General features: G+C 42.4%; 10 protein-coding genes and 1 tRNA gene. 6 read left to right on the top strand and 5 right to left on the bottom strand.

Features of this window, described 5'->3' with window-relative positions:
* Nucleotides 1–3: 3 nt before the first annotated feature.
* Nucleotides 4–1,335 (bottom strand): ATP-binding protein, encoded by a 1,332-nt coding sequence (locus tag QZW82_RS11940; protein WP_293148314.1) that lies wholly within the window; start codon nucleotides 1,333–1,335, stop codon nucleotides 4–6.
* A gap of 218 nt (nucleotides 1,336–1,553) precedes the next feature.
* Nucleotides 1,554–2,801, bottom strand: a complete 1,248-nt coding sequence (locus tag QZW82_RS11935) for an aminotransferase class V-fold PLP-dependent enzyme (protein ID WP_293148312.1) — start codon at nucleotides 2,799–2,801, stop codon at nucleotides 1,554–1,556.
* 242 nt (nucleotides 2,802–3,043) lie between these two features.
* Here QZW82_RS11935 and QZW82_RS11930 point away from each other — a divergent pair, with 242 nt between their 5' ends.
* The 4 genes from QZW82_RS11930 to QZW82_RS11915 all read left to right on the top strand — a co-directional run bounded on the left by QZW82_RS11930 (nucleotide 3,044) and on the right by QZW82_RS11915 (nucleotide 6,867).
* A complete protein-coding gene (locus tag QZW82_RS11930; RefSeq protein ID WP_293148310.1) occupies nucleotides 3,044–4,801 on the top strand; it encodes a TM0106 family RecB-like putative nuclease in 1,758 nt (585 codons plus the stop codon).
* Between the two features lie 66 nt (nucleotides 4,802–4,867).
* A complete protein-coding gene (locus QZW82_RS11925; protein ID WP_293148308.1) occupies nucleotides 4,868–5,995 on the top strand; it encodes an esterase-like activity of phytase family protein in 1,128 nt (375 codons plus the stop codon).
* Between the two features lie 57 nt (nucleotides 5,996–6,052).
* Nucleotides 6,053–6,126, top strand: a tRNA-Asp gene (locus QZW82_RS11920).
* 78 nt (nucleotides 6,127–6,204) lie between these two features.
* Nucleotides 6,205–6,867, top strand: coding sequence for a Uma2 family endonuclease (locus tag QZW82_RS11915; protein WP_293148306.1), 663 nt, complete (start codon nucleotides 6,205–6,207; stop codon nucleotides 6,865–6,867).
* Between the two features lie 58 nt (nucleotides 6,868–6,925).
* Here QZW82_RS11915 and QZW82_RS11910 read toward each other — a convergent pair whose 3' ends face one another.
* Nucleotides 6,926–7,135 (bottom strand): hypothetical protein, encoded by a 210-nt coding sequence (locus QZW82_RS11910; RefSeq protein ID WP_293148304.1) that lies wholly within the window; start codon nucleotides 7,133–7,135, stop codon nucleotides 6,926–6,928.
* Between the two features lie 82 nt (nucleotides 7,136–7,217).
* The gene (locus tag QZW82_RS11905; RefSeq protein ID WP_293148302.1) at nucleotides 7,218–7,697 is read right to left on the bottom strand and encodes a thiol-disulfide oxidoreductase DCC family protein; all 480 of its coding nucleotides are present in this window, start codon (nucleotides 7,695–7,697) and stop codon (nucleotides 7,218–7,220) included.
* Between the two features lie 302 nt (nucleotides 7,698–7,999).
* Here QZW82_RS11905 and QZW82_RS11900 point away from each other — a divergent pair, with 302 nt between their 5' ends.
* On the top strand, nucleotides 8,000–8,485 hold the full coding sequence (locus QZW82_RS11900) for a COP23 domain-containing protein (RefSeq protein ID WP_293148300.1): 486 nt from the start codon (nucleotides 8,000–8,002) through the stop codon (nucleotides 8,483–8,485).
* 108 nt (nucleotides 8,486–8,593) lie between these two features.
* Complete coding sequence (locus QZW82_RS11895) at nucleotides 8,594–11,254, top strand: serine protease (protein WP_293148298.1); 2,661 nt, start codon at nucleotides 8,594–8,596, stop codon at nucleotides 11,252–11,254.
* Nucleotides 11,255–11,264: 10 nt separating this feature from the next.
* Here QZW82_RS11895 and QZW82_RS11890 read toward each other — a convergent pair whose 3' ends face one another.
* A complete protein-coding gene (locus QZW82_RS11890) occupies nucleotides 11,265–12,779 on the bottom strand; it encodes a serine/threonine-protein kinase (protein ID WP_293148297.1) in 1,515 nt (504 codons plus the stop codon).
* Nucleotides 12,780–12,872: the final 93 nt, after the last annotated feature.

The following is a 12,872-nucleotide window of genomic DNA, read 5'->3' as shown; positions in this document are numbered from 1 at the left end:
TAATTAACTCCCCGCTCCAATTAAGCCACGTCGCTGCAATATTTCCTGAACCACTGGATGAACTCCAAACCACAAATCGTCATTGCGATATTCTAGGATGTAAAGCGTGTGCAATAACTCTAAAAAATCCTGATCCATCCCATCTTGGGGTAAATAATTTTGGTATATATCCACTAGAATTTGATAGCGGTTTTGTCCAAGAGGTTCTGTTAAAATAATCCGATAGTCTTTAATCGCATTTTCCAAAATCTCAGGCGTAATTTTCAAATTTTGGTTGTCTGGTGTGCGACGTAACTGCTTCAAACATAACCCACAACACATACTAGCCAAACGAATAAATTCTCGCAATGCACCACCACTTTTAACGATCATCATCTGAGTTGCTTCCGGTGCAATCAACTCCTTGGGGATTCGCTTATAAAGAATTTGTTCAAATAATTTTACAGCTTCTGCGACAGGAGAGGCATTGGGAACTCTATCTTCTCCACGGGGAAACAACTTTGTCGCCCACATGGATTGAATTTTATTATTCGTAGCATTCTGAATAATTCCTCGCAAGGACAAATCTCGTGTCGCTGCCATTGGAATTGTATAAATGATCCTAAATTGAGGCCCAAACAACGCATTGATATTATTTCGATAAACTTTATCGACAATTTCTAGATCTAGTTTATCAAGGCCATCAATAACGACCAGAATTTCTTGTCCGCACGCCGCTTGAATCGCAATAGCGATATCGTTGATGGTATCGATTAAGTCTGAAATCCGTCTCTCAAACTCAGTCGTAATTTCCTCACGAATCACGGAGTTAGCTTTCAAAGTCGCTTTCACTTTGGCAAAAAATTTCACAAACCAAGCATTGAGACCAGCTTCTACACTCGCTTCATTCCCAATGCTCGACTCAAATGAACTTCCCTCAGTTCGAGTATGCTTGCTAAACCATTTATAAAAAGCTTTTTTTGTTGTAGAACCGATTTTGATCTGGCGTTCTTCTGCTGCTTCCATCAGCTTTACTGCCATAGCAAACAAAATGTTGACATGATTCACATCCGACATTTCAATCATGTCAGAAATTGAAAAGAATACTACAAAGTAGTGAGCCTGCGTATTCCGGCAAAATTGACCCAGTAATGTCGATTTTCCTGACCCACGATGCCCTGTAAAAATGATTTTGTTATTATCTGGTGAGCAATCTTCAACCAAATGCTCCAATTCTTCTAAAATCTCAGTGCCATATTCCACATGAAATTTATTCAGTTGCTCTACGGTGACTAAATCAAGTAACTGAAGATTCTGGAAGGCTGTTTGGAAGGATGCTAGGCGCTGGTTAGTCATAGGGAATATATTATATAGACTGTAACTCTTAGTTTATCACAATGCCTTGTAATCTCACCCCTCTACTGCTAATTCTGCGCTAACACCGATGTTTATTTTAGCATGATTCGATGGTTCTCCGGCTGACTTCACTTACGCAGGGGCGATCGGAAACCGGGTTTTTGCGAGAATACTTCGTTACAGTCCGCAGATTCGGTAAAAAACCCGGTTTCTTTGGATTAATCTATCCTATTGTCGATCGCATTCTCAGATTGAATTGCGATCGCCCCCACCAACTTATCAATCTCCGCCTCAGTGGTAAAATAGTGAACGCAAGCCCGCACGCAATCAGGATTCAGAATTGTCCGCACCATAATTCCCTGCTTCTCCAACAAATCAACCAGTTGTTTGTGCGGCATCCCATTCATCAATCGAAACGAAACTAAACCCGCTTCCGGCACAGATGTCCGCAAACATTCTACATCGGGAAGTTCCGACAAACGCTCCCAGAGATACTTGCTCAAACGACAAATTTCTGCATACCTTTCCTCGATCGTACCCCAGGTGTGTTGAAGGGCGATCGCACTTCGCAAACCAGAATACAAAGGATAAGCCGAAGTCGCAATCTCATAACGTTGAGATCCAGGCTTCCATCCAAGCACTTTAGCACTAGAATCCGTCACAATTCCCCGCCAACCGATAAACACCGGATGCAAATCTGCCAAAGCTGAAGCGCTTACATAAAGTCCGCCCAAACCTTCCGGGCCGCACCACCATTTGTGACCAGTAAAAGCATAAAAGTCAACCCCAGACTCAATCAAATTTAAAGGCAAAACTCCCACAGATTGAGCCGCATCAACTAATACTCTAACTTTGCGATTCTGCACAGACAAATCCTCTTGTCCCCCCCCTTGGCAAGGGGGGGTTAGGGGGGGTTCATGGAATTCATGACACACTTTAACAATCTCAGCCAAAGGCAAAACTTGGCCAGTATTCCACAAAATATGACTGATTACCAACAAGCGAGTATTTGGCTGTAAACAATCAGCAATTACCTGCACCGGAGATCCCTCATTCAAAGTCGCCGCCAACGGACAAACATCAACCTCAATGTTGAAACGGCGCTGAAGTTCCATTACACTAGCTACAATGCCCGGATGTTCGCAATCTGAAAGCAGCAGTCGATCGCCCGCTTGCCAGTCAATGCCCCACAGCGCAATATTGCAGCCGACAGTGACATCTTCAGTCAGGGCGATCGTTTCAGGAGGGACAGCTAACTCGCGAGCGATCGCCCGTCGCGTCAGCATCGCCTCCTGAACCACCCAAGCCCCCACCTCCCCCGAAAACGGCCCCCCAAGCTGCACCCGCTTGTAAGCCTCATAAATCGCCTCTAAAGCAGTCTCAGGCAACGGCCCTTGTCCGCCGTAGTTAAAATAAGCTTTATTGGCCAAAGCTGGGAATTGTTGCCGGTGATTGTCCTTTGTCATACTTTTCTGGGGAATTATTGATAGCGTTAATATTGATAGAACTTACACAATAATCCTATGGATGGGCAACCACGGGGGGATTGCCCCTACAAAACACTATATATGGACTATGTGCGCGCATGACTGATTGAATAAATATTAATGTCAAAAACCTCTCTCAAAAAGCCTTGTTCTTTCTATATTTTACATCCGTTACATCCGTCGAGCGAATCCGTTGCCGAACTTCCTTCTGCGAATACTAAATGTTAATAACTGACAAACTCTTACTTTCCTATCAACGATGCCATCTCCGAGCATTTTTAGACACCTGCGGAGACTGGAAACAATTAGATCCTCCTAGCGATTTTCTGTTGAAACTGATGCGCGACAGCGGGACGTATCAGCAGCAGGCTCTAGAACACGAGACTTACCAACAACCATCATATCCTAGAGGGGATTGGCAAGCTGGGGCGGCGGCTACCTTAAGTTTAATGCAGCAAGGAGTCGATCGCATTTATCGAGGAGTGCTCATCCGGGGTGAATTCGGCAAAATCAGCGGCGCAACAGATTCTCTGGTAGGAATTGACAGTCAATACTTCCCCGAATTTGGCGAAGAAATTCACGAAACTCCGGTGCATCTTTCATCCTCAACCCTTCACTCTTCAAATATTACCCTCATCAGCCGCCCGCATTTATTAATCAAGCAGCCGGGACAATCTAAGTTTGGCGATTGGAGTTATGCTACTGCGGATATTTGGCTTAGCAAGCGACCAAAACTAGACTATCAAATTATCGCAGCTTTTCACGCCCAAGTGTTAGCTTCCGTGCAAGAAAGAATGCCAGATAATGCGTGGCTGCTGCTGCGAAAAAAAGGGCTGTGGGAAGTTAATCTCGATCGGCGAACTCCTGAGATGTTCGAGCTTTTAGACGACTGCATCCAGATGATTGAAAATCGAGATAAGCCGGAGGTTTTCATTTCTCGTCAAAAGTGCAATCTTTGCGGTTGGTATACTGTCTGTCACGCGGAAGCCGAATCTATTAAACATCTTTCGTTATTGCCCGGAGTTACTGCCGGCCGCTATGCTAGATTAAAGACTCTCGAAATTACTGATGTTACATCTCTGGCAAATGCTAGTTGTGAATTGCTGGCAGATTATCCAGAATTTCCTGACAGAGTTGCTTTTGATGTGGTGCGACAAGCTCAATCTCACTTGTTAAATCAACCGCTGTTGCGAGAAGAAGGAAGTTCGGCAACGGATTTTGTAGCGGATGTAACGGATGTAGGTTCGGCAGTAGCAGCGGTTAGTCAGTTTATAAGAATACCAGAAAAGGCAAATAATAATTTAGTAATTCCTAAAATTGAGCTGGTAAAGAATACAGAAAATAAGCCTGCTTCACCTTCTAAACCAGCGCCAATTCTCCGCAGCAAGCCAATTCCTTATTCTCAATCTGTCTTTTTGCCGATCGCCCCAATCGAACTCTACTTTGACATCGAAGCCGAACCGGAGTTAAATCTAGACTATCTCCACGGAGTATTAGTTGTCGATAGGTACAATAAAACCGAAAAATTCCACGGTTTTCTCGCCGAATCACCTGCTGAGGAAGGTGCAATCTGGGAGCAATTTTTAGAACTAATGTGGGCTTATCCCATTGCTCCGATTTTCCACTTTTGCGACTACGAAGTCAAGACTTTTAAACGGCTAGCTAAACTTTACAACACTCCAGCTTACTTGTGGAAGCCAGTGCTGAAACGGTTTGTCGATATTCACAAGCAAGTGACGCAACAAGCAATTATGCCGGTGGAAAGTTACGCACTCAAACCAATTGCGCGCTGGTTGGGTTTTGACTGGCGCGATGCTAAGGCTAACGGTGCTCAGTGTGTCTGTTGGTACGATGATTGGCTCAAAACGGGCGATCGCGATCTCTTGGAGGCGATCGTCCGCTACAATGAGGACGACTGTCGCGCTACTTACATCGTTAAAGATTGGTTGACTAATTTTTTGTTGAGTCAGAAGCAGTGATTTTCTGATTGAACGAACCGCGAAGACGCAAAGGCCGCGAAGTAAGAAAGAGAAGAAGATAGTAAAATGCACAATTTAGGGAAGCTACTTATATTTATTGCCTGTTTTTTGATAGCAGCAACTGTTGCTGTTTTGGTAAACTTGTCAGCCCAATCTTTCGCTGTTACCAAAATAGATTTTATCGGCAGGGCAATATTTCCAACAGGTTCTCCCTTTCAGGGGACGGAAATTGGCGGACTTTCGGGAATTACCTATGATGCCGAGAAACAAATTTATTATGCCATTTCTGATGACCGCAGCAGTAAGGCTCCGGCGCGTTTCTATTCTCTAAAAATCAACTTGGCATCGGGTAAGCTGGAAAAAGAAAAGATTGAATTTACTGGTGTGACGACTTTATTGGATGAAAACGGTAAAAGTTTTTCCGAATTAAGTTTAGATCCAGAAGGGATAACTTTTACTGGCAACAGTGTGTTTGTTTCTTCTGAGGGAGATGTCGATCGCCAAATCAATCCCTTCATCAAAGAATTCTCCCTGGATGGTAAACTGCTCAAAACGCTACCAATTCCTGACCTATTTTTGCCCGACGCCAAAGGCACCAAAGGCATCCGCAACAATCTCGCCTTTGAAAGCTTGACTCTAACGGACGATCGCAAATACCTATTCACCGCCACCGAAAACGCTACAGTTCAAGATGGTGCCGTAACTTCCCTGGAAAAAGGCAGCCCGTGCCGGATTTTGCGGTACGATGCTGCGACTGGCAATCCTGACGCCTCCTTTGCCTACATTACCGAACCGCTACCCCCTGGTGCGAATCCTGTGGGAAAATTAACTAGCAACGGTTTAGTGGATTTATTGGCGATCGACGACAAGCGCTTGCTGAGTTTAGAGCGCGCTTTCTCCCTGGAAACCGGCACGACGATCAGAATTTTTGAGATTTCTTTGGAAAAAGCCGATCGCATTGAAGCAATCGAAAGCCTCAAAACACGTATCAGCGAGGTTTCCCCCGCCCAAAAACGGCTGCTGCTAGATTTGGAAACTCTGAAAATTCCCCTAGACAACATTGAGGGCTTGACATTTGGCCCCGATTTAGCCGATGGTACCAGAGGTCTGATTTTGGTAAGCGACAACAACTTCAGTCCCCTGCAAGAGACTCAAATTTTGGGCTTCCAAATAAAAGTTCAAAAAACCTCTTGACAAACGGTGCAGTTATCTGCATAATAGAAATTGTGCCTCAAACAAAGGCAAACACGAGGGACAGTAGTTCAATTGGTTAGAGCACCGCCCTGTCACGGCGGAAGTTGCGGGTTCGAGCCCCGTCTGTCCCGTTCCCTCGAAAGTAGACTTTCTAAAATAAAAATTTTAGGGCTTTAGTATTTTATGAATTAAGTAAGGAGGAGGGAATTTTGACAGTTACCCTCATTAACCCCTCCCCAGAAAAAACTACGCAACGGGTGGTATTATCTAACATCAGTTGGCAGACTTACGAAAGCTTGTTAGCAGAAGCCGGAGACAAGAGAGCCTCGCGGTTTTCTTATTCTCAAGGAGTGTTAGAAATTATCATGCCCTCAGATTTGCATGAAACAGTTAACTGTTTGCTGAAACGGATTGTTACAGCTTTGACTGAAGAGTTGGACTTGAAGATTAAGGGATTTGGTTCGACGACTCTCAATCGTGAAGATTTAGCACAAGGTGCAGAACCAGATTCATGTTTTTATATCCAAAATGTCGATCGCATTCTAGGGAAAAGACTTGACATCTCAACCGATCCTCCCCCAGACTTAGTAATTGAAGTTGATATTAGCAGTCCTTCTTCTAATCGATTTATAGTTTACAAGCAGTTAGAAATTCCTGAAGTTTGGCGGTATCGGGGACAAACTGTCCAAATTTATCAATTGCAAAATCGGGAATATATTACCTGCGATCGCAGTCCGACATTTCCCATCCTTTCTGTAGCAATGCTCAATCAATTCTTGCAGATGGCAGAAACTCAAGATGACAATGCCATAATTCGGTCTTTGCGTCAATGGGTGAGGGAGCAGTTGCGATCGCCCGAAAATCAGCAATAATGTTTAACTTAATTTAACTAACTCTTTTCTCCGGCGGACGATCGACTCCCAGCAGCGCTCAAAGGTGCTGAATAATAAACGGCCGGAATATCTGATAGCTTAAAACCAGGGCGATCGGCACTAGGATCGGAATCGCAACTAACAGTCCCCATTTACCAAACCGCAGTTTTTGGCCGTCGGACTTGAAGAGGGTAATCACAGCCACAATTCCCATCAGTACCCAGAGCAATCCGAAGCCCATGAAGACTGTATATCCTGCATCTTCCATATTTTTATGCTGCTTTATTAATTTATCTTGAGATTAGTTCGATCTTTTTTGGATTGACCAGATTCGATGCAACTGTCAACTGTCAACTGTCAACCCGACAGCGGCCTTCTGTTTCGCACTCGATCCGTGCAGTTCGATCGCTCATCACAGTAGCTAAATTAGGTCTTCCCGTCAAAGGCAGCCGCCAATCGGCCCAAATTCCGTACAGCCAATTTGCGATCGACCCAATAATCGGCAATTTAGTCACCGCATAAATCCAGCCCATTCCCAAAATCTCATAAATCCGGCGAAAAACCTCAACATTTTTAATTGCCGTACCGTCGGGTAACACCGCGTGAATCCGGCCCATCGCCGTTTCGTAGTCGATTCCGCCGTGGGCTTGGGGGTTGTAGTCATCTTCGGCAATATCCACAAACGACACCAAACCTCGGCCCGCGTCCCGCTTTTTCAAGAAATTGACCTCCCGCACGCACAGCGGACATTCACCGTCGTACAAAAGCTCAATCTGCCAAGATGGCTTAATTTCTAAAGATTCGGGAAATTCAGTTTGTGCAGTAGACATGGGTAAAAGGCGATCGCGAGGAACAACAGACTCGCATCAGTATTTTACAAGAGTCAACTCGAATTGTGCTATCTGCTGTTAGTGGTCATCTTGTATAAGAATTACGCAAAAAACCCGTTTTCTTCCAAAAATCTTAGTTTTTTCTCAAGATGTTGACTCAGAAACCGGCTTTTTGACCGCTGTGCGTAAGTCCTGTGTTATTAAATTTTTGTTGACACCAGCGATCGACCTGATAGCTCTGCTATTATAAGCGTAAGGTCAGAGAAAATAATTTGTTCCTCTCCATGCCGATGAAGTTCTAAATGAAAAAACGATTTTTCCCAGGATGTTTGGTTGGTTGTCTGTTGGTAGGGATGATGAGTGGCTGCGATCGGAGGATACTCCCGGTGGATCAAGGAAGGTTTTTCTGTGAGAAGGACAAAAATGGTATTCCCACTACGTTTGTTGAGACTTCTCAAGAGACCCAGCCTGTGATTCGCTGGAAATCAGAAATTTTTACAGCAGCCGGATATGACCCTGAAACACGCTGTCAACAGGTATCTCTCAGATTTCAACAAGCAGCAAGTAACGGAGGTCTTCGATATCTTATATCAGAAAAGCAAAACAAGCAGTCAGTGATTTGTATTTCTGACAAAGAAAACGGAACTTGTAATCTGAAACTATTTGACGTAACACCGCCAGATACCGTAGAGAGCGTACTTCGTAAATTACAGCCTAATGCAAGTAAGCCACTTGAACAAAGCGGTGGTAAACCTTACCTTGCTATCACAGAACTTCGCAACCCGTAAAAACTTTCTAAACAAGCTTTGTTACCATTTCAAAACTAATAGTAAATTAGAGGGCTGGTGTTTTCCCGCCCTCCTTTCCCACCTTCAGTAAACACAAAAAATATAAAAATGAAAAACCGACATCTTTTTATCCTGACTTGTCTGAGCGGTTTTTTGCTCATTTCACCCGTTCTGTCTGGCTGCGAACGAATTAATAGTTTTGTACAGCAATTCCAGTCAACTGGAATTGCAAAATTACCGGAAGCAGAATTAAAAGAACTCTCTGAATCGATCACCGTGCGCGTGACTACAAATAAATCCGGCGGAGGTTCAGGAACCTTGATTCGTAAAGATGGTTCTCGTTACACCGTATTGACAAATGCTCACATTCTTGGTGAAGATGAAGCACCTTATCGGATCGAAACCCCAGACAAAAAAACTTACTCCGGCTCAGTTGTTGAAAGTGTTAAATTTAGTGACAATAATGATTTGGTGTTATTAGAGTTTTTCTCTGATGCAAACTATGAGACGGCAAATTTTCCTGATTTAAAAAATATTAATCAAAGCAAGTATGTGAATACTGGTGAAAAAGTTTATGCTACAGGTTTTCCTTTTGATGACGATAAAAAAGTGAATTTTACAACGGGTACTATAGAGCTTTTTCCACCTAAAAACTTTAAAAATGGCTACCGAATTGGCTATACCAATGCTATCCAAAAAGGAATGAGCGGCGGCCCTATTGTGAACCATTTGGGAGAGTTAATTGGCTTAAATGGCAGACACTCTCATCCTCCTTTTGGTGATCCATTTGTGTTTCAAGATGGAACTCGCCCTAACGAAAAAGAACGCGAAAAAATGCTTCGTTTGAGTTGGGGAGTGCCTGTAGAAATTTTAGCACAAACTGCTTCGCAATTCGTCAACCCACCTTCACAAACTCTAACAGGTTTACCCAGTGAGATTGAGACAAAAGCAAAACAAATTACAGTGCGAATCGAACGAAAAGTTGGGGGTGGTTCAGGTGTGATTATTGCCAAGAATAAAACCGAAAAGGAAAACAAATATACCTACTACGTCCTTACCGCTGCTCATGTTCTCACAAAAACTGAACAGGATTATACCATTATTGCTCCAGATAACCAACGATATACGATCAAGTCCGGAACCGAGAAAAAATTAGAAGGTTTAGATATTGCAGTCGTCTCATTTACTAGCGAAATCAACTATTCAGTCGCCACTCTGGGAAATTATGAATTAAAAAATAAAAATTACATTTTCGTCTTTGGTTGGCCTGTATCTAAAAACTATATAAAACCCAGTTCTCTCCTGACTGCTGGCTGGTTTTTGTCTCCCGAAACAACTCGGATATACGATGCAAAAGATGCTTTTTCTTTGCAAGATGGCTATGAACTGACTTACACCAATATGACGCAAGGAGGGATGAGTGGAGGCCCTGTTTTTGATACTCAAGGACGAGTTATAGGCATTCATGGAAAAACCGAAACACAAGATGGCGTTAATATAGGTTATAGTTTAGGGATACCAAGTAAAACAATTTTAAGTTTGATAAATAACTTAGGGGTTCAGGAAGGGTTGGCAGTAGAAACGTCTACACCTGAATTTCCTACAACAAAAGAACTTACCAATATTCTCCAGATGTCACGAACTATAAAAAAGCCATCAAGCGAGGCCCAGGAGGAAGATTGGATAAACTATGGTAATCAATCATGGCGCTTCGGCAACTATTCGGATGCGATTGATGCTTTCAACACAGTCCTTCGTATTAATCCTAATTCCTATCTTGCTTGGTATGCAGGGGGATTGGCGGCAAGGGCTCAAGATAATTATAGGGAAGCTGTTAGATGTTTTAGTAACACAGTTGAATACAAGCCAGATTTTTATGCAGCTTGGCGTCAAAAAGGAGATGCACATTATAGTTTACGAGAGTACAAAGATGCCTTGAATGCTTACGAAAAAGCCATTGAAGAAGCAGAAAAACAAAAGGAAGAAGATTTTGTTTTGTACTTGTGGAAAGGTGTTGTTCTGCACGAATTAAAACGTTATCCAGAAGCCATCGACGCTTATACTGCATCTATAAAACTTCGGCCACATCCCTATACTTACCACAACAGGGGAGTTGTATATTCTGACACAGGAGAGAATGATAACGCTCTTAAAGATTACAATGAGGCAACTAAATTAAAACCTGATTATGCCATTGCCTATAGCAGTAAGGGTTATGTATATGATAATAATAAAGACTATGACAAAGCTCTTAAAAATTATAATAAAGCCATTGAATTAGGTTATAAAAATGCTAGGGTTTACCGCAAAATTGGGGATATATATTATGGTGACGGCAAAAAGGACTACGATAAAGCTCTTGAAAATTATAATAAAGCAATTAAGTTAGGCTATAAGGATTCCAATACTCATATAATTCTGGGGTATATATATTATAATCAAAAGCAAAATTATAAAAAAGCTCTTGATAATTACAATGAAGCTCTTAAGCTAGATGGTAAAAATGCTGATATCTATGTGTATATCGGGAATGTCTATAAGGAACAAGACAAGAATGAAAAAGCTGTTGAAAATTACGATGCAGCGATTAAATTAGATCCTAAAAATGCCTACGCTTACAACAGTAGGGGGCTTGCTCATGAAAATATGAAGGATATAGATATAGCCATTGCTGATTTCCAAAAATCATCAGAACATTGTGGCAAGGGAACCTTAAGCTGCGAAGAACCCAAAAATAACCTAAAAAGGCTTCAAAAAAATACTGAGTGAGTTTTGGAAATTAACGAATTTCAAAAGATTGTTTCATGGGTTCAATAACTTTTTGTTCATCTTCTAAAAAATTGCTATCTTCACCTTTATAGGTCAGAATATAGGCTTGATTATTCTTCACAGTCCAAATGAATTTATGCTTTATTGGGACAACGTTTTTTCCAGCCGAGTCTTTTTGTTTTGTAATAAAAACAAGCATTTGTGCTGGATAGTTGTTTGCCAAGTTTGTTTTTTGTGGAGTGTTTGGGAGTAGATCTTTGCTAACTTGTTTATTGATTTCCGGCTTCAATATTTTTTCATAATAGTCTTGAGACGACGACATCTGGGGAGATAATTTTTCAGAATAAACAGTCACAATTTCTTGAAATCCATTATCTTTAGGCGACTTGAAGACTATCCTATCAGGAGTTATTCCAGTGACAGAAGTTGATGGCTGCCATTCAGCAGGATACTTGATCTTGATTTTTTCATCCTCATAATATGAATAGCTAAACATAAATTTAACAAAAAACTTACGACAGTCTTCATTAAACGGTGCAATGATTACCGCAGTGAGTGCGATTGCAAGCGCAGTGGTCTCTTTCCGAGAGCGAAACCAAGATAAAATAGACATAAAAGAAACAGGGGGTTGAGAAACTTGAGTTGATGCTAAAATAGGTGCTGCTGAAATCAAAGTTTTACTTTTTGTATTCGACAAAAAAACATCTAAACCCTGCAAAACTTCCACCGCAGAAGCATAACGCTGTCGGCAATCCTTACGCACCATCTTATCAATAACATCTGCCAATTCGCCACTCACGGACACGGCATCCCGCCACTGAAACTCCCCCGTTACCGCATCTTCAGGAAACCCCCCAAAATTCGGTTCGGGATTTAAACCCGTCAACGCCTGAATCGCAATTACCCCCACCGCATAAACATCACTACTAAAACGTGGTTTCCCATTAGCCTGTTCATCTGGAATATAACCGTGAGTGCCGATCGCAATTGTAGGCGTAAGTTGACCCTGCATATTCACAGACAAACACCCAATTTCTTTAACAGCCCCAAAATCAATTAAAACAATTTTTCCATCCGACTGACGCCGAATCAAATTAGCCGGCTTGATATCCCGGTGAATTACACCCTGACCGTGAACAAACGCCAAAACTTCTAAAATGTCCTGCAACAGCGAAATTACCTGATCTTCGCCCTTCTGCATCCCGCGAGTCAACTCATTACTTAACACATCCCCCTCAATAAACTCCTCAACCATGTAAAATTCTTGATTTTCCTCAAAATGCGCTAATAAACGCGGAATGCGATCGTGATTTCCCAAGCGGTGTAAAATTTCTGCCTCTTGATTAAATAACCGCGCACCTTGTTGTAAAACAAACGGTTCATTAGACTGAGGCTGAAAGCGTTTTACCACACATATCTGGTGACTCGGCAAATCCCAATCTTCCGCTAAAAAGGTCTGCCCAAACCCCCCAGCACTCAGAGGTTTAACAATGTGATAACGGTCTCGTAGAACAGTTGCATTCATCTCTTTTTTATGCTAAGAAAACCGATGATGTCGAAAAGACTGGCAAGGCTAAATCGAAAATATTACAGGAATTTTTAAGTGAATAGACCGATC

This window comes from Microcoleus sp. bin48.metabat.b7b8b9.023 (assembly GCF_013299185.1).
Taxonomy (GTDB): Bacteria; Cyanobacteriota; Cyanobacteriia; order Cyanobacteriales; family Microcoleaceae; genus Microcoleus.
The sequence above is the reverse complement of the archived record's forward strand: the minus strand, read 5'-3'. Positions and strand labels throughout refer to the sequence as shown.

Coding starts and splice junctions, on each gene's coding strand:
- QZW82_RS11940 (WP_293148314.1), bottom strand. CDS start 1,335: ATGACTAACCAGCGCCTAGCATCCTTCCAAACAGCCTTCCAGAATCTT.
- QZW82_RS11935 (WP_293148312.1), bottom strand. CDS start 2,801: ATGACAAAGGACAATCACCGGCAACAATTCCCAGCTTTGGCCAATAAA.
- QZW82_RS11930 (WP_293148310.1), top strand. CDS start 3,044: ATGTTAATAACTGACAAACTCTTACTTTCCTATCAACGATGCCATCTC.
- QZW82_RS11925 (WP_293148308.1), top strand. CDS start 4,868: ATGCACAATTTAGGGAAGCTACTTATATTTATTGCCTGTTTTTTGATA.
- QZW82_RS11910 (WP_293148304.1), bottom strand. CDS start 7,135: ATGGAAGATGCAGGATATACAGTCTTCATGGGCTTCGGATTGCTCTGG.
- QZW82_RS11905 (WP_293148302.1), bottom strand. CDS start 7,697: ATGTCTACTGCACAAACTGAATTTCCCGAATCTTTAGAAATTAAGCCA.
- QZW82_RS11900 (WP_293148300.1), top strand. CDS start 8,000: ATGAAAAAACGATTTTTCCCAGGATGTTTGGTTGGTTGTCTGTTGGTA.
- QZW82_RS11895 (WP_293148298.1), top strand. CDS start 8,594: ATGAAAAACCGACATCTTTTTATCCTGACTTGTCTGAGCGGTTTTTTG.
- QZW82_RS11890 (WP_293148297.1), bottom strand. CDS start 12,779: ATGAATGCAACTGTTCTACGAGACCGTTATCACATTGTTAAACCTCTG.